This is a genomic window from Telluria sp. ZB4P37 (assembly GCF_059685855.1).
On record NZ_JCASID010000004.1, the window covers coordinates 180,121 to 199,763 of the forward strand.

At 62.9% G+C, this 19,643-nt stretch carries 11 protein-coding genes and 1 pseudogene; 2 read left to right on the forward strand and 10 right to left on the reverse strand.

Features of this window, described 5'->3' with window-relative positions; all coding sequences use genetic code 11:
• Positions 1-97: 97 nt before the first annotated feature.
• Complete coding sequence (locus AC56K1_RS10165) at positions 98-2,323, reverse strand: hypothetical protein (protein ID WP_497157720.1); 2,226 nt, start codon at positions 2,321-2,323, stop codon at positions 98-100.
• A gap of 14 nt (positions 2,324-2,337) precedes the next feature.
• On the reverse strand, positions 2,338-5,070 hold the full coding sequence (locus AC56K1_RS10170; RefSeq protein WP_497157721.1) for a CHAT domain-containing protein: 2,733 nt from the start codon (positions 5,068-5,070) through the stop codon (positions 2,338-2,340).
• 1,000 nt (positions 5,071-6,070) lie between these two features.
• On the opposite strand from AC56K1_RS10170, the gene AC56K1_RS10175 reads away from it, so the two are divergent.
• Positions 6,071-6,337 carry a hypothetical protein gene (locus AC56K1_RS10175; RefSeq protein ID WP_497157722.1) on the forward strand — a complete coding sequence of 89 codons (267 nt, stop codon included), beginning with the start codon at positions 6,071-6,073 and terminating at the stop codon, positions 6,335-6,337.
• Between the two features lie 25 nt (positions 6,338-6,362).
• Entirely contained in the window at positions 6,363-6,710 is a 348-nt protein-coding gene (locus AC56K1_RS10180) for a hypothetical protein (protein ID WP_497157723.1), read from the forward strand.
• A gap of 396 nt (positions 6,711-7,106) precedes the next feature.
• Here the strand turns inward: AC56K1_RS10180 and AC56K1_RS10185 are convergent.
• The 8 genes and pseudogenes from AC56K1_RS10185 to AC56K1_RS10220 all read right to left on the reverse strand — a co-directional run.
• Positions 7,107-7,196: pseudogene (locus AC56K1_RS10185) on the reverse strand (cation transporter); the annotation flags it as partial.
• 51 nt (positions 7,197-7,247) lie between these two features.
• A complete protein-coding gene (locus AC56K1_RS10190; protein WP_497157724.1) occupies positions 7,248-10,412 on the reverse strand; it encodes a CusA/CzcA family heavy metal efflux RND transporter in 3,165 nt (1,054 codons plus the stop codon).
• Between the two features lie 14 nt (positions 10,413-10,426).
• The gene (locus tag AC56K1_RS10195; protein ID WP_497157725.1) at positions 10,427-11,650 is read right to left on the reverse strand and encodes an efflux RND transporter periplasmic adaptor subunit; all 1,224 of its coding nucleotides are present in this window, start codon (positions 11,648-11,650) and stop codon (positions 10,427-10,429) included.
• The gene (locus AC56K1_RS10200) at positions 11,647-12,951 is read right to left on the reverse strand and encodes a TolC family protein (RefSeq protein WP_497157726.1); all 1,305 of its coding nucleotides are present in this window, start codon (positions 12,949-12,951) and stop codon (positions 11,647-11,649) included. The genes AC56K1_RS10195 and AC56K1_RS10200 overlap by 4 nt, the downstream gene beginning before the upstream one ends.
• Positions 12,952-13,067: 116 nt before the next feature.
• Positions 13,068-13,430: a hypothetical protein gene (locus tag AC56K1_RS10205; RefSeq protein ID WP_497157727.1), complete on the reverse strand. Its 363-nt coding sequence runs from the start codon at positions 13,428-13,430 to the stop codon at positions 13,068-13,070.
• A 121-nt stretch (positions 13,431-13,551) separates the two neighbouring features.
• Positions 13,552-16,728, reverse strand: coding sequence for an efflux RND transporter permease subunit (locus AC56K1_RS10210; protein WP_497157728.1), 3,177 nt, complete (start codon positions 16,726-16,728; stop codon positions 13,552-13,554).
• Positions 16,725-18,317 (reverse strand): efflux RND transporter periplasmic adaptor subunit, encoded by a 1,593-nt coding sequence (locus tag AC56K1_RS10215; RefSeq protein ID WP_497157729.1) that lies wholly within the window; start codon positions 18,315-18,317, stop codon positions 16,725-16,727. The genes AC56K1_RS10210 and AC56K1_RS10215 overlap by 4 nt, the downstream gene beginning before the upstream one ends.
• On the reverse strand, positions 18,314-19,630 hold the full coding sequence (locus tag AC56K1_RS10220) for a TolC family protein (RefSeq protein ID WP_497157730.1): 1,317 nt from the start codon (positions 19,628-19,630) through the stop codon (positions 18,314-18,316). Before AC56K1_RS10220 ends, AC56K1_RS10215 begins: the two co-directional genes overlap by 4 nt.
• Between the last annotated feature and the right edge of the window lie 13 nt (positions 19,631-19,643).

Below are 19,643 nucleotides of genomic sequence, written 5' to 3' on the forward strand. Positions count from 1 at the left end.
TGACAGCAGTAAGGGCGATTAGCTACACGGCCCCCGTTTAGGAACCCGTTCGTTTCAAGCCATGGCGCTCGACGAGGTTCGCTCGCTGCAAACACCTTCACGGATGGCGCGGGGTTCCCGGTAGGCTTGCGGCAGGCGCCGCAGCGCCTCCACTGGCCAGCGGGATCCGCTTGAGTGGCGTCAGTCGTTCCAACAGACCGCCTAGCGTCAAATCCGCAGAAAACCCCCAGATAAACAAGCCCAACAATTCAAGGTTACTCCCGACAAATTTATCTTCATACACGGCATAGCTTGCAAAAGTCATGATCGTGCCGGTCCCTAACGTCATGAGCAAGCGCGACTGTTTTAGTGCGGACCGGTTACGGTAGTCTTCCAGATCGATATCCGGCAAGGTGAGCGGTCCAATGGTTGGAGCATGCAAAGCCGGTCGATCCGGTAGCGCCGCCTCGACAGCCGGTATCAGGGGCGCTTGCAGTGACTGCGGGTTGGCCGGCGCAAGCAACGCGCCGTGTACCGGATTGTATTCGCTGACTTTTGCGAAGGTATCGTACCAGCGCTCGCTGTTGACCTGAACTTGCAGTTGCCCCGCCTGTGCTGCCAGATCGGTTCGGCTGGCGATCATGGCCAAGAGCGCGGAGCGCAATGCGTCCAGCGCGCGTGCCGTCCGGCCGGGCCAATCGTGCTGAACGAAAGGGTTTGCCGCCGCTAGGGTGCGCATGTCCGCAGCCATCGCGCCAAGTGCTGACTTGAACGCCAGCAGTGTCGGCGGCAGCGAGCTTTTGGGCTCGATGCGTGAGCGGATCAGATCCTCGACCTGGCGGGCGGTGCTGTCCAGTGCCTCGGCATGGCGGTTGAGCAGCTGACTGGATGCGTATCTCAATTGATTCACCGCCATCAGGGCGGCATGCACCTCGGCCTGCTGCGTCACGGGAACCATGGCGGCGAGCGCTGCTTCGAATGCCGCGCGATTGGCATCGAGTCCCAAACGCGACTCCGGACTCAGCACCACAGAGGCAACCCCGAGCTGGGCATTCAGGCTGCCGGCGGCTGATTCCAGCGAATGCATGCCATCGCCGAGCAAGCTCATAGCATCCTGGGACCGGCGCGCCAGTTCCTTCCTTGCATCTATTGGGTTAGCCGCCGCAACCAGACCCAAGCAGAAATCGACATCGCGGTCGACTCGCTGAGGCAGCTCGTGCAATGGCGGTGGCAGGATGCCAACTATGCCGAAGGCGTCCCGGTAAGCTTCAATGTTCTCCGTCACGGCCGTAAGGGCGGCCTGCAAATCCTTCTGCAAGCTCTCGAATGCCGTCCTTGCGGCGTCCAGTCCGGCTTGCACTTGCGCTTTGTCGCCGGTGCGGATCACTCGGGAAAGCTCGGCAAGGATGCTGTTCGCGGCGACTTGGAAGGTAGGATCGGCAATGCGTTTGGCCTCGCGCTCGAAGCGGGCTAGCGCATCGATGGCCGGCTGGCGCGCTTCGCCTAAAACGATGCGGCCTTGCAGGTGATGCCTGAGCCACTGGCCAAGGATGAAACCGGCCACGATGGGCAACAGCATCCAGGCCGGATGCAGGTGTGCACGCACCTCGACGTCTATCCTGAACGGCGACTGCAAGTCTGGACTGCGCAGTACCAGCTGGCCGTTGGCCGTTCCCGGCGGGAAATCCTGTGCGGCCACATTAAAGCGTACCGGCTGGTGAGGCGCCACGGTAGCGAGGCTAATGCCCTTCCACCTTCCGATCGTTGCGGAACTGCCGTTAGTGAACGGCTCGGCCATAATCGTTGGTTTTCTGATCGGCACGAAAGCGCTGTTGCCGTCGCGCTCGATGCTGATGCTAGCTGGATTGAGCACTGCGTCACTCCAGGGCAGCGTTAGGCGCAGATCGATGGTGTGCTTGCCGCGCGCCTGCAGCGCCGCATATGGGACAGTAAAGGTGTAGACCGCCTGCGCCACCGGCGCCGCACTCGGCTTATCGCATTGATCGAAGCGCACCATCAGGTGATAGTCGCCGGGCTGCATGGCCGCCGATTGCGGCAGCGTCACACGCAGGCGCGCAGCGGTTTTGCCTTTTTCCAGCAGCGCCTTCTCGAGTAGGAAGTGGTGCGACGCTGCTTCACTGACGAAGTGTTGGTAGCGTACGCCGACTTTTTCCGCACACACGGCGGCGGCATTGATGCCCTTCGATTCCAGAGGAATTGCCAGCGCAAATGGCGCCGCTGCCGGTATGACTACGTAGGGCTTATCGTATAGCGGGGCGACAGTCGGCGGGCTGTCAGCCCGACAGATTGATGCGAGTGCCATCGACCACAGAAATGCCGCCACTTGCCGCCTGTATCTCATCGAGCTCTCCCCACTGTCAGATCGGCGCTGCCATAGGTAGTGAAAATGAAGGGTGCGATGCGGCTTTCACTCAGCCGCTCACGGGCATTTCGTTGGATGGCCACTCCCAGCGGCACCGCCGCATGCTGATCGAGGGTGTGCCTGACGATATCTTCGGCAAAAGTCGTTACCGTAGCGGCGTCCACGTCCCACTCGGTGCCGGCCACCGCTGCGGCGCCCGAGCGCAGGAAGGCGTCGACCAACCCAACGAGTTCACCCGTATCCTCGCGCCCCGAGCCGCAAGCCATCAGCAGGACAAGTGGTCGGCACAGATCGGACCAATGCCCTTCGCTCTGGTGTTTCGATAGTTCAGGGACGGATATATGGGCTCCGTCCACCTCAGGCTCGAAGGCGAGCAGGCGGGTCGGCAGGTTGAGGAACTGGTCGTGGCTGTACAGGTGACTGAGCACGACCAGCACGGCAGGGCGTCGGCGCGTGTCCCACAGCATCGCCGCCACAGGCGCGTCTTTCGATGTGATGCAGCACAGCTCATCTTTCAGGGTCGCCTTGAGCCTGCCCCGGAAATAGGTAGCGAGCGCGCTCGGCGTGCCAATGCCAAGGGTGACTAAAGGATTGGGCGCGGGAGCGCAGGCATGCAGCGCGCGGGGTGGGTGAGCAGCATTGTCGTGTTGCTGCTCGCTGAGCAACTCCAGCCGGTGTCGCACCAGCCAGAAGCCTTCGATGCAGATGACGTCCTCGCCGGGGCAATGCGGGCATCCGACTTTCTTCGGGTCGAACGCCGCAGCCAACGGCCGGTCAGCAAGGCAGAGCTTGGCGTTAGCAAAGGCGAGGCCGGTCGGCAACGTATAATCGTACACTGTCTGCCATGGGAACGGCCGTCCATCGTGGTGACGAATGAACTGCAGCGTTGCGTTGGCACGACCGACAATAGCGTCTAGCGCCTGTGCGTGTGCCGGATCGCCGAAGGCGAGCATATCGCGGACCTGCTTGCCCAGAGCGGCTAACAGGCGCAGCTTTTTGAGTTCGTCTACCTGCATCCGCAGGATGGCGCGGAACCGGTCCATCGTTTCGTTCATCGATTCACTGCGCAGCGGCAGCTGCTTAGCCCAGCCTTCTCCCTTAACCATCAACGTGTGGCTGCCGGTCGCAATGTCGTCATTCAAGGCGACCGACAGCGCGCGCGGTGCCAGGTGGGGTAGCTCGCCGAGCTCGGAAACCGCCGAAGAGTCGAGCTGGACATACACGGCCCTGCCGTCCGCCGACGGGACCCGGATTCCAATGTCCGCTTTCAGTACGAACGATTGGAGCATGTTGTTGTTCAAGTAGAGTACGATGCGCAGGTCGGCGACCCCGGCGGATTCCGGTGTTCTGACCTCGAACATCACGGGAGCGCTGTTGCCGGTAAGAGGCAACCGCAGTTTCTGCACGGCGGGCGACAGCAGGTCGAAATTCTTGGAGTAGACCACCACCTCGAGCGTGCGCGTGGCCAGGGTCGGATCGGGCGGGATCAGCTCGTCGATCGAAGCAAAATCGCCGGTCATGAGGCTGGTGAGCCAATGCCGTTCGCCGATGTGGATGCGCAGACGGTAGCGCCATCCGCTCTTCAGTGGCATGTTCAGATCGTTTGAATAGAGTGGGGCCAGCACGCCATGGGCATCGTAGCCGTCCAGTGCGATGTCGACCTTGCGCTTCTGCCTAGGCTGGGCAGGCGGCTGCTCCTGGTGCGGTTCGGCGAGAAAGCGTGCCATGTTGGTCAGGCCATCGGACTCCCCGCTGAAGTCGAAGATCATCCGCTCGGCACGGGCCTGACGGCCGTAGAGGCCGGCGCGCACATCGTCAGCCAGATCGCGCATCACGCTCGACAAACGCAGCCCCTGGTTGCCGCCTGGGTCGCTCAGCACCATGCATTCCACCGGCATGCTGTTCTCGAGTATCCACGCGATCTCGTGCAGCGCGAAGTCATGCGCCAGGGCATAAACAAATTCGCTAGCAAACGATTGTTCTTGGTGGGGCGAGAGAAAGCCCACGATCAGATGTGACACGCCGGGCTCGAGGTCATGCTTAAGATACGGATGATGGAGGTCGCGCAGCCGCGCCATCGTGACGACCAGACGCGGCCGGCGGCTGGATCTGAACGATGGGCGGTCAGACCACATCGATCGAAATAGAACGTCGGCCCGGCCCCACTGGCCCTTGGGCCCCTCTTCCAGGCGCAAGCCGTGGACAGGAATCGCCGGTTCGTTGCGGTACCAGCGGGCCGCGCGCACGCGGTCGAAAAAACCACTGGGAGAATCGGTTTGCGCCAGCCTGACCGGCAGCCGCAACGGCGGAGCAGGTGCCACGACGTGCTCGCGCATCACAACGCAGCGCATGCCGTCCGCGCCAAGCTGCCGGCGCAACCAGTATTCCCACGGGAAGTCCGCATCAAGATCGGGTACCTGCACGAACACCGCCAGCAGCCATGGAATCTCCACCGACCGGCCGTCGGGTCGGCGATGCGAGCGCGGTTCGGGACGGTCTTCGTAGCCCTCTCGCAGCAGCCGCGCCAGATTCGTCCATTGGTGGAAAGGAGGCGCGTCGCCGTCGTCCGGAGCCGCCGGGTTGCTCATTTCGGCAACGGTCCCGCGCGAACCCAGTTCGTCCTCGTAGCCGATCAGCAGCCGGCTCCAGTGCACGCTCAAGGTTAGGCGTACCCACCGGTCGAAATCGCGGATTTTACGCGCTATCATTCCGCCCTCCGCGCTTCAGTCAGCGGCCCGCGCTGGCTCAGTACCGTTTCCCGCGCGCTCATGCGCGCGCACGAGACACGCAGGCGGATGGCCTCAAGTCGGCAGCCTAGCTGCTGACCTCGAAGGCAATGATGAGATCGACTGCGGCACTGGACACCGGTGGCAGCGTCGCGGGGATGGGCGTTTCGCTGAGATTGGGAGCGTCGCCGTGTCTTGCGGTTCGGCATCGGGCAGACATTCGAGCAGACGGTCGTCATGGCAGATATCGTCGAGCCGTGCCTAGAAGACGCCGGGCGTGGCGGAGGAGGGGCAAAGTAGGGCACGGCAGCCTCCCTGAAGATTGAAATGCTTTTTCTGGCAGGTATTAATCTTATCCCGCAGCAACAACTAACATCGCTCATATTTTTGCTGGCTCTACCGCAACTTCGACGTATTGAGCCGCTTGGGTACTTGTTCGTCTGTTCATCGCGGGATTATTGACAGACTTGCTTGAGTCCGCTTTGATCTACATCAACCGGGCGCTCCAAGTGGTGGAATACTCGTTGCCATAGACGGCGCTGCCCATGTGGACGTCGCCACAACGCCGCGGTTATCGGCGTACTTTGACTGCGTCTCCGATGCACGCGGCTACGATTTCGCAGGATGTAGAGCACAGCAAGGGGGGTTGGGTCGTATTGATGAGGTGACAATACTTGAAGAGTATGGAGGAGATGGAAATAGATGTTTTCCTCTAGGCGAAAGAAATTAAGCGACTCAAATCGATCAGCAACTTCGCTATCGGGATGTAATTAGAGTTCAGTACCGGTAATCGCACTGCGGCGGAGTCAAAGGGTATTGATGCGTCGACAGCTGCGTTGATGCGGATCATTCGACTCAACGGGAACTGACGACTAAAGCGTGACATGCCACGTACTTGCGTTGCGGCTGCGGCCGGCAGGCCGGCGTGCCAGTGGGAGAGGCTGTCGCCATGGTGATCAGCCCCAAATGTGGAGGAGGTGCAATGGAACTCAGCATCAGCGGAGGTACAATGGAGTTTAGTCCAGCGTCTATTCTCCTAGGGGTGTTTATCGGCATAGTCGGCGCAGTGCTCACCTATTTAAGCTCTTATGCGAAAATAAAGGGCGAGGCACGGGCAGCGACAGAAGATTTACGCGCGCCGATCGGTACTTTGCGCGAGACTACCCGAGCTGTCGAGCAGATCAAAGCGAGGATCACCGCCGATTCGACCCTCGAATCCGATCTGAGAAGCGCTGTACGAGCTCGCTAAGGCATCGCACTCGCTAGTGCACTCGATGTGCTGGCTGTCGTGGAGCGCGCAAACGCGCGGTTTCTCACGGCCGGATTTAAGCAGTCAATACGATGAGGAAGCGCACAAGTTGATTCCGCAAATTCTGGGTCGGATGGCGGTCATCAGGCTGCTCGAAAAACAACTGTATGACAAGGCTTTCCAGTTCGTCGCGAAGATGCAGCATCTAGATGTTCGGTATGGTCACGCTATTGTTCTTGGCGAAACCAACCCGGATGCAAGCACGGCTGCATTGGTGCAACTTCACGATGACGCGCTGGCACTGCTGGCCACGGCAGAGGGCGAATTTGGCCGAGGCGTCACACTGCCGCGCCACGTTTTTACCGGACGTTGACCCCAATGCATCAACATGCGGGAGAACACAACACATAGGCTGGCTCAGAGCGTGCGTTGCACGAGAACTGTAAATGTGGCGGGATGGGACGACGCTGCTGCTTAACTCGTTTCGCAAACTGTGCAAGACCGGCAAGTGGCTTGGAATGGCGGCTACTACGCCTTGCTGCCCCGTTCCAGGGTATCGACAACAGGACAAATGTTCTTCGCCTGAGAGAACCATTATGTTGAAGTTCTCAGCTCATTCATTGAAGATGGGGTGGTTCCCGTTGATGAGGTAACAGATTTTTCAGGGTATGGGTGAGGGTTGACGTAAGCGGGGATTTATTGAATGCTGGGGTGCATGGGGGCGTATAGTAATCCCACCGTCTCCGCCAGATTGATGTTTGCTGAGCTTTAGCTCGCTCCACACTTCCAGGTAGGCGCCTTTCACGTTCAGACTGCTGTCCTTGCCGCTCGAGAGAAGCCGCATGCTGACCAGGTTGAGGTGATTATTATTCCCGGGAGTGGGCCGCCGATGTACTAGCGGCCCAAACGTTTACTGGACGGCCACTTTCGGCGGCGTTACCGGTACTTCATCGCTATTCTTGCGGTGCGCCAGCCGGTAAAACAGGGGAAGGACGAGCAGTGTCAGCGCGGTCGAAGACAGAATTCCCCCGATGACCACGGTTGCAAGCGGCCGCTGGACTTCGGCGCCTGTTCCGGTCGCGATCGCCATCGGCACGAAACCGAGCGACGCGACGAGAGCCGTCATGAGGACCGGCCGCAGCCGGGTCAACGCCCCGTGCGTAATGGCGAGGTCCAGGCCCATGCCTTCTTCGCGCAACGTGCGGATGCAGGAGATCATCACCAGACCATTCAGGACTGCGACACCCGAGAGGGCGATGAACCCGACCGCCGCCGAGATCGACAGCGGGATGCCGCGCAGGGCCAGGGCGATGACGCCGCCAGTCAGGGCAAACGGAATGCCGGTAAAGACGAGCAAGCCATCCTTGACGTTGTTGAACATCGCGAACAGCAGGGTGAACACCATGAACAGGGCGAGCGGCACCACGATCTGCAGGCGCTGCGTTGCCGATTCCAGCTGCTGGAAGGTGCCGCCCCAGGTGATCCAGTAACCGGCGGGTACCTTGACCTTGCTGGCGATGGCCGCTTGCGCTTCAGGGACGAAGCTGCCGATATCGCGGCCGCGCACGTTGGCGCTGACGACGATCCGCCGCTTCCCGTTTTCGCGGCTGATCTGGTTGGGCCCGGGGGTGAAATTGAGCGATGCAATTTCCGCTAGCGGGATGTAGGCCCTTGCAGCGCCCGCACTGGCCGGCAGCGGAATTGGTAGCTGCCGCAACGCGTCGAGATCGGTACGCATCGTCTCGGGTAGGCGCACGACGATGTCGAAGCGGCGGTCGCCTTCGAACAGGGTGCCTGCCTCGCGCCCGCCGGTGGCAATCGCCAGCGCTTCCTGCACGTCGCCAATATTCAGTCCGTATCGTGCGGTCTTTTCGCGGTCGATATCCACGGACAGCATCGGCAGGCCGCCGGTCTGCTCGACTTTTACTTCTGAAGCTCCCGGCACCTTCTCCAGGACTTTTGAGATTTCCTTGCCGCTTGCCTCCAACACGTCCATGTCGTCACCGAAGATCTTCACGGCAACGTCGCTGCGCACCCCCGAAATCAGCTCATTGAAGCGCAGCTGGATGGGCTGTGACACCTCGTACGCGTTGCCTGCATATTTCTCGGCTTCTTCCTGGATTGCCGCAACCAGTTCGGCATGGCTTTTCTTCGGCGCGGGCCACGCGGATTCGGGCTTGAGCATGACGAAGCCATCGGAAATATTGGGGGGCATCGGGTCGGAGGCGATCTCGGCGGTACCGATGCGCGCGAACATCCGTTCAATCTCGGGGAATGTCGCCCTGAGACCCACTTCGAGTTTCTGCTGCATCTCGACCGACTGGCTCAGGCTGGTGCCCGGAATGCGGATCGCTTGCAGTGCCAGATCGCCTTCATTCAGGTTCGGAATGAATTCGCTCCCCAATCGGGTGGCCAGCAGTCCGGACAGCAGTACCAGCACCACTGCGCTGGTGATGACCAGGGCGCTGTGGCCCAGCACCTTCTCGAGCGCCGGCGCATAGGCGCGCTTGGCCGCCACCATGATGCGGTTTTCCTTTTCCGAGACGCGCTTGCCGATGAACAGGGCGACGGCGGCCGGAATGAAGGTGATTGACAGGATCATGGCGCCAAGCAGGGCTGCCACCACGGCGAACGCCATCGGATGGAACATCTTGCCTTCGACGCCGGCGAGGGTGAATATCGGCAGGTAGACCACCATGATGATGAGCTGGCCGAACAGGAGGGGCCGGCGTGCTTCCTTTGCAGCGGCGAACACCTCGTGGAACCGTTCGGCCAGGGTGAGCTCGCGCCGATGGGCAGCCTGGGCATGTGCCAGGCGGAGCACGCATGCTTCGACGATCACGACGGCGCCGTCGATGATGATGCCGAAGTCGAGCGCACCCAGGCTCATCAGGTTGGCGCTGACCCGGTAAGTCACCATGCCAGTGAAGGTGAACAGCATTGCAAGCGGTATGACCATCGCCGTAATGATGGCCGCACGGATATTGCCAAGGAATAGGAACAGGACCGCGATCACCAGCACGGCGCCTTCGAGCAGGTTTTTCTTGACCGTACTGATTGCCTTGTCGACCAGCGCGGTACGGTCGTATACAGGAATCGCCACGACGCCTTTCGGCAACGAACGATTCACCTCGACCATCCTGTTGGCGACGGCCTGCGACACTGCGCGGCTGTTCTCGCCGATCAGCATGAACACGGTCCCCAGGACCACTTCGCGGCCATTTTTGGTGGCTGCGCCCGTGCGCAGTTCACGCCCGACGTCGACAGTTGCCACATCGCGCACCCGGATGGGGACGCCGTCGACGTTGCCGAGGATGGTATTGCGGATATCGTCCAGCGTGCGCACCTGGCCAGGCGCCCGGACCAGGAATTGTTCGCCGCGGCGCTCGATGTAGCCCATGCCGACGTTGCTGTTGTTGCGGTCGATTGCATTCACGACATCGGACAGAGACAGCCGGTGGGAGCTGAGCTTGGCAGGGTCGGGCGCGATCAGGTATTCCTTGGCAAAGCCACCGATGGAATTGATCTCGGTGACCCCGGGGACTTGGCGTAGTTGCGGCTTGATGATCCAGTCCTGGATCTCGCGCAGGTCGGTCGGGGTATAGGGCGTGCCATCGGGCTTTTTCGCCCCAGGCTCGCTTTCCACCGTCCACAGGTAGATTTCGCCCAGGCCGGTCGAGATCGGGCCCATCATCGGCGTCACGCCCTCAGGCAGGCTTTCCCTCGCTTCCTGGATTCGCTGGTTGACGAGCTGGCGCGCAAAATAGATGTCGGTGCCATCCTTGAAGATCACGGTGACTTGCGACAGCCCATAGCGCGACAGCGATCGGGATTCCACCAGGCCCGGCAAGCCTGCCATGACGGTCTCGATCGGGAAAGTAACGCGCTGCTCGACTTCGAGCGGCGAGTAGCCTGCCGCCGCGGTATTGACCTGGACCTGGACGTTGGTGATATCAGGCACCGCGTCGATTGGCAGTCTCTGATAGTTGTAGATACCCACGGCGGCCATGGCAATGACCGCCAGCATGACCAGCCATCGGTGCTCGATGGCGAAACGGATGATACGTTCAAACATGTCGGGGTCCTCGATTAATGGCCATGCACCGCGCCGCCCTTGCCCTGCTCGGCCTTCACGACGAAACTGCCGGTCGAGACGTAGGCCGTGCCTGCCGTGAGTCCGGTAAGGATTTCGACGTGCTTCCCGTCGCTGAGGCCAGTCGATACCAGCCTGGCTTCGAAGCCTTTTGGACTCTTGACGAATACGACGGTCTTCCCCTCGAGTGACTGGACCGAATCGGCAGCAACGGCGACCGCGGCATCCTTCTGGCCGCTGACGACGGAGACGTTCACGAACAGGCCGGGGCGCCATGCCATGCCTGGATTGTCGAGCACGACCCGCGCACTTGCGGTGCGGGTTTGCTCGCCGAGCAAGTTGCCGACATAGCTGACTTTGCCGGCCACCGATGGGCCGCCGGCCGCGGATCTGACCGTGACCGCCTGGCCGACGCGTACCGAGGGCAGGTCTTTCGGCGTGACGGCGATGTCGACCCACACGGTCGACAGATCCGAAATCAGGAATACGTTCGCGTCTTCCTTCACGGCTTCGCCCTGTGCGAGGTGCTTTTCGACGACGACACCCGTGAATGGGGCGCGCAGGACAAAGCGATTGATCGCGCCAGCCGATACATCCGCGCCGAGCGCGGTCAGCTTCGCCCGCGTCGCCTGCGACTCGATCTGGGCTTCACGGTATGCCTGTTGGGCTTGCAGGTAATCCTGCTCGGCAGAGATCTTCTGTTCCCACAGCTTCTTCTCGCGTTCATAGGTGATGCGCGCCATCTCGAGGCGCTTGCCCGCGGCAAGGGCAGCGCTGCGCAGGTCCGCCAGTTCGACGCTGGCGATGACGGCCAGGGCTTGTCCTTTCTTGACATCCTGGCCGAGCGAGGCAGAGACCGACTCGGCGACGCCGGCGACCCGGGGCACGACGTGGGCTGTACGGTCTTCGTTGAACCGCACCTCGCCAGGAAGGACGAGTTCGGTTTGGATGGTGGCCGGTGCCGCTGCTGCAGTCGCGATTCCGGCAGCCTGGATCTGCTGGGGAGTCATCTCGACCAGGCCCGGCTCATCGGCATGGGCTTTTTCTTTTTCCCCATCCTCATGTGGGTCGGCTTTTGCCGTTTCCTCGGCATGCTCTCCGCCAGGTTCGGTTGACGCGTTGCCGCCTTTCCAGAAGACGATCAGCAATGCAAGAACGATTCCGATCGCGATGACAGCTGCGATGGAAAGCGCTGATTTTTTGTCGATGTCGAACTTCATGGGGTGGCCCTGTCGGTATTTGGAACGCCGGTGCCTGGATCGGCGAATCGGCCGAGCTCCGCAGTAAAGCGGTAGCTGTCGTAGAGCGCCTGGACATATTGGGCGCGGCTTTGCAGCAGCGTGCGCTGCGCGTCCAAGACATCGAGGAAGCTGAATTTACCGGCCTCGAATCCGATCACAGCGGCATCGAAGACCCGTTGCGCTTCCGGCAGGATGTCCTGGCGCATGGTGAGTACCTGGCCGTTGGCCATCTGCGCGCGCAGGTACGCGCTGGACAAGGCCTGGGCGAGCCGGAGCTGCTGGGCGTCCTTTTCCGCGCGCAACTTGTCGGCCCGGAGGAGCGAGGCTTGCAGCTTGCCCTGATTCCAGTTAAAAAGGGGCAGGGGCACCGACACGCCGAGCACGGTTTGCGAGCGCCCCATTTCCTCGTCTTTCTGGCGGCCGACCAGAAGGGTCAAGTCGGGCATGCGTTGCGCGCGCTCGACCGAGACCACGGCTTCTTCCCGCTCAACCTGCAGACGTGCGCGCTGAAGCTGCGGGGAAGCCGCCAATCGCTCGCGCAAGATGGCGAGCGAGGGAAGGGATCGAAGGCCGCTCTCCGGCTCGACCAGGGTAAGGAGTTCAGTTGTGGTCTGACCCCAGTATGCGGCGAGCAATCCTTGCGCAACAGTCCGTTCGCCTTCCGCCTGGCCGAGGTCGAGGCGCGCGGATGATTCCGCGACCTTGGCGCGCGAGAGTTCGACAGGGGACACCCGGCCAGCGGCAACGCGCTTGTCCGCCGCGGCCCTGGCTTTCGAAGCAATCTCGAGCGACGCCTGTGCGAGGCGCACGCGTTCCTGAGCGCCGAGGGCATAGAAATAGGCCGTGGCCAGGTCGGCACGCAGGTCGGCCCTGGCCACGCTGGCGGATGCAAGCGCGAGCCGGCTCTCGCTGTCGGCAAGCTCCATGCGGGCACGCCGCTTGCTGCCAAGCTCGACCAATTGGCTGAGCTCGACCGTGCGCGTGCGAGTGCCGCGCTGTGTCCCCTCCGTAGTGTAGGAGAGAGTGGGATTCGGCGGCATGGCGGCCTGCCGGCCCTCGGCGCCGGCAATCGCAACGTCGAGTGCGCTGGCCCGCAGGCCGGGGTTGGCTGCTAAGGCCAGTTCGATCGCTTTTTCAAGCGTCAGTGGCGCTCGGAGCGCCAGGGTGTTGGCGGCTGCCTCAAGCTGGCTGCTGGCCGGATGGCCAGCCAGTTGTGCAGCCGCCGGGAGCGCCCATGCCAATAGCACGAGCGACCCAACAACGATACGTTTGGTGTGCATGAATAAACTCCGAAATCAATAGGCGAAGGATATTCAGCGGCGATCCGCGCATCAGGGGCGTCGCAACGACGTGCCCGGAAGTCAGTGAATTGAATTAGCTACGAGCCGCCGCCGAATCAGACGACGGCAACCCATTGTGGCCGCTCAGGCGGGGCCATATCGATGGAGGAAAAACCACGCAGGAAGGAAGAAGGAGCGATGCGCAGGGGGTCGGGAACCGCCACGCTGACAAGCAGGTTCTCGAACGTAAGAGGCGTGTGCGTGCAGGAGGTGCAGTGCGAATGGAGGATACCGGCTTTGGATTTGGCAGGCTCGTCGACCGAACTCAGTGCTTCCTGGACGGGATCCTTGACCGAGGAGTGGTGCCCAAGATGTTGGGCGGCGCGACCAATTTCGTGCTCGCAATACTCCGCCACAACGCCCCAGCTGAGCTGGAACATCATCATTGTCAGCAGAATGTATACCAGCTTACGAGTCATTCGAAAAGTATAGCATGGCGTTTCGCTGGCAGCGGCGTGCGCAGCCGCCGCCTGTCAAGCAGAGATTTTCCGTACAAATACGCGTTTGGAGGTAACTCAACATAAACAATCAAGGTCGCCATCACGATCCATCCGCCGCGTCCCTCGACCACACGCCCCCATCTTGTCGTGTAAGAATGCGCCGTTCTTGCAGCAACCGCCACGCGGCTGGGATAACGAATAGCGACAGCAGCGGGGCCGTCACCATCCCCCCAACCATCGGCGCCGCAATCCGCTGCATCACCTCGGAACCGGCCGCGCTTCCGAACATGATGGGAAGCAGCCCGGCCACGATGACTGCAACCGTCATCGCCTTGGGACGCACGCGCAGGAGCGCGCCTTCCGTGATCGCTTCCAGCACCAGTTCGCTGGTCAATGCACGCCCGGCATCGAGCCGGCTCTGCAGCGCATTGCGGAGATACACCTGCATCACCACGCCAAACTCGGCCGCCAGCCCTGCGAGCGCGATGAATCCCACTGCCGTGGCGACCGACACGGCATGGCCAAGCAGCCAGACCAGCCAGAATCCGCCCACGAGTGCGAACGGCACGGTCGCCATCAAAAGGATTGCTTCCGATATGGAGCGGAAGGCCAGGTAGAGCAGCAGGAAGATGACCAGCAAGGTAAGTGGGACGACGGTCATCAGGCGCTCGGACGCGCGCTCGAGATATTCGAACTGCCCCGACCAGGCAATCGCATACCCTGGCGGCAGCGTGACTGTTTCACGAACACGTTCCTGCATCGCCCGCACCGCACTGAGAAGGTCGACGCCGCGGACATCCACGTACACCCATCCGGACAGGCGCGCGTTCTCGCTTCGGATCATCGGGGGGCCGTCCATCACGACGATCGTCGTCACGTCGCCAAGCCGGATCTGTGCGCCTCGGGCGGTGACGATCGGCAGCTCGCGCAGGGCCTGAACCGAGTCGCGGTAGTCCTGCGGGTAGCGCACGTTAATCGGAAAGCGCTGCCGCCCGTCGACCACTTCGCCCACGTTGTCGCCACCGATCGCCGTGGACACCACTGTCTGGATGTCGGCCACGCTCATCCCATAGCGCGCGGCGCGCAGCCGGTCGATGCTGACGTCGATATAGCGGCCGCCGCTGAGTCGTTCGGCGAGCGCGGAGCTGACGCCTGGTACCGTCTTGACCGCGGCTTCGATGGCGGTCGTGACCTTGTCGATCTCGCCCAGGTCAGGCCCGGCAACCTTGATGCCCACCGGCGTCTTGATACCGGTAGAGAGCATGTCGATGCGGTTGCGGATCGGCGGCACCCATACGTTCGACAGCCCGGGTATCCTGACGATCCGGTCAAGTTCCTCCACCAGCTTTTCCGTGGTCATGCCCGGCCGCCACTGGTCCTTCGGCTTGAACTGGATCGTCGTTTCGAACATCTCCATCGGGGCCGGGTCGGTCGCGGTCTCCGCCCGGCCTGCCTTGCCGAAAACGGTCGCCACCTCGGGCACCGTCTTGATCAGGCGGTCGGTCTGCTGCAGCAACTCGCTTGCCTTGGCGGCGGACAGGCCGGGTAGGCTCGACGGCATGTAGAGCAGGTCGCCCTCATCTAGCGGCGGCAGGAATTCACCACCCAGGCGCGAGATTGGAATGGCGGTCAGCACGAGCGCGATCACGGCGATACCCAGGGTAGTCTTCGGGTGGCGCAGGCTGGCATCGAGCAGCGGACGGTAAGTTCTGATCAAGAGCCGATTGATCGGGTTGGCCGACTCCTTCGGAATCCGGCCCCGGATGAGATAACCCATCAGCACGGGAACCAGGGTAATGGCCAGTCCGGCGGCCGCTGCAAGCGTGTAGGTCTTGGTGTAAGCAAGAGGGGCAAACAGCTTGCCTTCCTGGGCTTCGAGCGCAAACACTGGGATGAACGACAGGGTCACGATCAGCAGCGAAAAGAACAGCGCCGGTCCGACTTCGACGGATGCCTGTGCAATGATTTCCCAGCGGGTCCTGGCGTCGGGCGCGCCACCCGCGTTGGCGTCGGCATGGGCCTCGAGGTGCTTGTGGACGTTCTCGACCAGTACCAGCGCGGCATCGGTCGCGGCGCCGACGGCGATCGCGATCCCGCCCAGCGACATGATGTTGGCATTCACGCCCTGGTAGCGCATGACGATGAATGCTGCCAGCACGCACAGCGGCAGGGTGAGCACGGCCACCAGCGCACTGCGCACGTGGAACAGGAAGACCGCGCACACGACCGCGACGACGACAAACTCTTCGACCAGCTTGCTGGCCAGGTTCGCCACCGATGCCGAGATCAGCGTCGACCGGTCATAGGTCGTGACGATCTCCACACCTTTCGGGAGCGAGTGCTTCAGTGTTTGGAGCCTTGCCTTGACGGCGGCAATGGTGTCGAGTGCGTTTTTCCCGGATCGCATGATCACCACGCCGCCGGCGACTTCGCCCTGGCCGTTAAGCTCGGCGATACCGCGCCGCATCTCGGGCCCCAGGCGCACCGTGGCGACATCCCGCAGCAGGACTGGCGTGCCAGCTTCGCTCGCGTCCAGGACGATATTGCGGAAGTCCTCCAGCGATCGCAGGTAGCCGTGCGAGCGCACCATATACTCGGTTTCCGCGATCTCGACGACCGAGCCGCCGGCTTCCTGGTTGGCCTGTGAAATCGCGTCGAGCACCCGGGTGTGGGACATGCGGAATGCGCGCAACCGGTTGGGGTCGAGGACGACCTGGTATTGCTTGACCATGCCGCCGATACTGGCCACTTCCGCGACGTCGCGCACCGTCTTGAGCTCGAACTTCAGGAACCAGTCGTTGAGAGCGCGCAGCTGGCTCAGGTCGTGCCGTCCGGTCCGGTCGACCAGTGCATACTCGAATACCCAGCCCACCCCGGTGCCGTCAGGTCCCAGTTCGGCCCGCACACCCGCGGGCAGGCGGCTCTGCACCTGATTGACGTACTCGGTGACGCGCGAGCGTGCCCAGTACAGGTCGGTCGCGTCATCGAACAGCACGTAGACGAAGGAATCGCCGAAGAAGGAATAGCCGCGCACGGAGGTGGCACCAGGCACGGAAAGAAGGGCTAGGGTCAAGGGATAGGTGACCTGGTCCTCGACCACTTGCGGTGCCTTGCCCGGGTACTGGGCGCGAATGATGACTTGCGTGTCGGACAGGTCGGGCAGGGCGTCGAGCGAGGTCGTGCGCAGCGAGTGGACGCCCCATGCCGCCAGGAGACCGGCGGCAATCAGGACCCAGACCCGTGCGGCGATTGACGCGCGGATGATGCGGGCAATCATTGCTTGCCGCCCTTTACAACCACGACCTGCTTGAGCACATAGCCGTCGGGTCCCTCGACGAAGCCGAATTCGACGGTCTGGCCGGGCTTGATGTCCTTGAACGCATCGGGCGCCTGCTTGATGAACTCCATCGTCATGGGCGGCCATTGCAGCGTGGCGACCGGCCCGTGCGAAAGCGTGATGGAATCAGCCGACACCTGGTCCACCTTGCCGACCGCCGTGTGCACGGTTGCCGCAGCCTTGACTGGCTTGTCCGGCTGTGCGGCGGCGGCGGGCCGCTTCTTCAGGGTGTCCATGCGGCCTGCTCCAGGCCCCGCGCCCGCGCCGTCAGTGGCCGACGTCGTCGGTGCCGCATTCGAAAACTTGGGCAGAATCGATTTCAGGTTCGCTTCGGAGTCGATCAGGAACTGGCCGGAGGCGACGACTTTCTGGCCTTCCTCCAGGCCGCCCAGGATCTCGGTGGCGTCCCCGGTCTCGCGACCGGTCGTCACGACCACCGGACGCACGCTGTCGCCCTGGGCGACCAGGACGATGGAGCGGGCGCCCGAAGCGATGACGGCCTCGGTCGGCACCAGCAGGCGAGGTTGGGCCTGAATGGCGCTGAGCCGGACGCGCATCAGCATGCCGGGCATCAGCGATGCGTCGCGGTTGTCCAGTTCGATGCGGGCCTGGGCGGTCCGGGTAGTGGCGTTCACGCCTGGCAGGATTTCACGCACCCTGCCTTCATAGGCGCGCCGGGTGTTGCCGCCGGCCGTCGCGCTTACCCGCATGCCGGTGTGCGCCGAGCCGACGAGGGCTTCCGGCAACTCGGCAAGCAGCCAGACTGTCTGCGTGCCGACCACCTTGGCAATCGTCATGCCGGGTGTTACCTGGGCGCCCTCACGCACGCCGAGCTCACTGACGATCCCGGAAACGGGGGAGGCGAGCAGCTGGTGCGTCTGCACACGCCCGGTTCGCTCCAGCTCCGTGACCAGGGAGTCGGGGATCGAGAGTGCACGCATGCGCTGCCGTGCCGCGGCGGCGAGCATGGCGTCGCCCCCGCGCTTGAGCGCGAGGTATTCCTCCTGGGGCGCGATCCACTCCGGGACGAACACCGAGGCGACGGACTGGCCCCGCCTGACCCGCTGCAATGGCGCGCGGACGTCAAGCCTGTCGATGTAGCCGGCGCTGCGGCTCTGGATAACCGCCTCGAGGCTCGCATCGAATTGGGTGGTGCCGACCAGATCGAGAGAGTCCACGACTTCTTCGCGCCGAACCGTCGCGAACCGGATACCGAGATTCTGCTGGAGGGTCGGCGAGATCCTGACCCCAGCCGTGTCGCCCTCTTCGGCATACACCGGGACCAGCTGCATGTCCATGAACGGGCTTTTCCCGGGCTTGTCGAAGCGTTTGCCGGGGACCATCGGATCGTGCCAGTACAGGACCCGCTTGCCTGGATCCGATGGGGAGGCGGTGGCCGGCGCGTTGCCGTCGCCGTGCCCCCCGAAGGCGCCAGCGGAACGGTTCGCGCCCAGCCAGTAGCCGCCATACCCGGTCAGGGCGGCTGCAGCGGCGACGAGCAGGACCTTCGTGACGAGGGAGCGCTTCATTCGACTGCCCTCCCGCTACTTGCCATGTCCTCCGGGATGAGGCGTAGCTCCAGTCCCGCCCAGACCAGGGCTGCCTCCAGTTCCAGCGCATTGACCTGGAGCGCGCGCTCCAGGGCGGAACGCCGGGCCTTGAATACCGCGGTCAGGCTGCCGGTTCCACCACGATAGTCGGCCAGCGCGGTCGCGGCCTGCTGGGCCGCAGTCGGCAGCAGCTCTTTCTGGAGCCGCGCGATCCGGCGCTTCAGGCTGTCGAGCTTCCCGAGCTCAGCCTCGATTGCCGAGCGTGACTCGAGCAGCGCTTCTTCATACTCCAGCCTGGCCCGCGTGCCAAGTTCGGCCTTCTCGGCGATCTCGCGATCCTGGCGCTGTGCGCGGTGGACGGTCATGGGAATGCTGACGCCGAACGACACCATGTTCGAAAACCCGCCGCCGCGCTGGGAGAAGCCGGCTTCGAATGACCAGTCAGGCCGGCTTTCTTGTACGGCCGCGCGCGCGTCGGCATCAGCCAGGTCGATAGCACGGCGTGCGCCGAGCACCGCCGGGTGCACTGTTGCCAGGTGCGGCATGGCCGAGCGGGTTAGCGCCGTGTCGAGGCCCGGCGCATCATCCGACACGCTTATGGCATCAGTGCGGGTCCAGCGGCGCAGCTCGATGAGCGCGGTCTGCAGCTCCTGCCCGGCTGCGTCGATGCCGTCGCTGCCGAGCAGCAGTTCGCCCCTTGCCTCCAGGACGTCGCCGGCCGATGCCTTGGCCCCACGGTGCGCCGCCTGGAGGGCAGAAAGATCGCTTTCCATCTCGCGCACAATCGACCTGGAGAGGCCGAGTGCGCGCTGCTTGTACAGCACGGTGAGCCAGGCTTTCCCGGTCTCGACGCGGACAGTTGCAAGCTTGTCGAGATGGGCCGCCTTGAAGGTCTCGACAGAGCGCCGTGCCAGCTCGGTGCGGGCCTGCCGCTTGCCGCGGGAGACCCATTGCTGTTCGATGCCGATCCTGCGCATCGTCATGAAATCGGCGCCGGGGCGAAAGCGGTCAGCGCCCGTCACGGGCAGGTTATCGATGCCCAGCTTCAGGGTAGGGTCGGGCAGCTGGTCCGCGCGCGCGGCAGCATGCTCGCTTGCCGCAACCGAGGCCCGCGCCGCCTGTGCGGAGGCTGACGTCGACCTTGCGAGCGCCAGGGCTTGGTCCAGAGTGAGTCCCGCGGAGGCGGCATTCGCGCCGCTTGAAGCACATACCAGCAGGGCCACGGCCAGGGCGTGGCCAAGGCGTGCAGGCTTGGCCGGCACGCCATGACCTGACATGAAAAAAGAAACCATAGATCCTCCGCGA

Excerpts from the sequence above, each read along its gene's own strand:
- AC56K1_RS10170 (WP_497157721.1), bottom strand. The coding sequence starts at position 5,070 with ATGATAGCGCGTAAAATCCGCGATTTCGACCGGTGGGTACGCCTAACC.
- AC56K1_RS10175 (WP_497157722.1), top strand. The coding sequence starts at position 6,071 with ATGGAACTCAGCATCAGCGGAGGTACAATGGAGTTTAGTCCAGCGTCT.
- AC56K1_RS10180 (WP_497157723.1), top strand. The coding sequence starts at position 6,363 with ATGTGCTGGCTGTCGTGGAGCGCGCAAACGCGCGGTTTCTCACGGCCG.
- AC56K1_RS10190 (WP_497157724.1), bottom strand. The coding sequence starts at position 10,412 with ATGTTTGAACGTATCATCCGTTTCGCCATCGAGCACCGATGGCTGGTC.
- AC56K1_RS10195 (WP_497157725.1), bottom strand. The coding sequence starts at position 11,650 with ATGAAGTTCGACATCGACAAAAAATCAGCGCTTTCCATCGCAGCTGTC.
- AC56K1_RS10200 (WP_497157726.1), bottom strand. The coding sequence starts at position 12,951 with ATGCACACCAAACGTATCGTTGTTGGGTCGCTCGTGCTATTGGCATGG.
- AC56K1_RS10205 (WP_497157727.1), bottom strand. The coding sequence starts at position 13,430 with ATGACTCGTAAGCTGGTATACATTCTGCTGACAATGATGATGTTCCAG.
- AC56K1_RS10210 (WP_497157728.1), bottom strand. The coding sequence starts at position 16,728 with ATGATTGCCCGCATCATCCGCGCGTCAATCGCCGCACGGGTCTGGGTC.
- AC56K1_RS10215 (WP_497157729.1), bottom strand. The coding sequence starts at position 18,317 with ATGAAGCGCTCCCTCGTCACGAAGGTCCTGCTCGTCGCCGCTGCAGCC.
- AC56K1_RS10220 (WP_497157730.1), bottom strand. The coding sequence starts at position 19,630 with ATGGTTTCTTTTTTCATGTCAGGTCATGGCGTGCCGGCCAAGCCTGCA.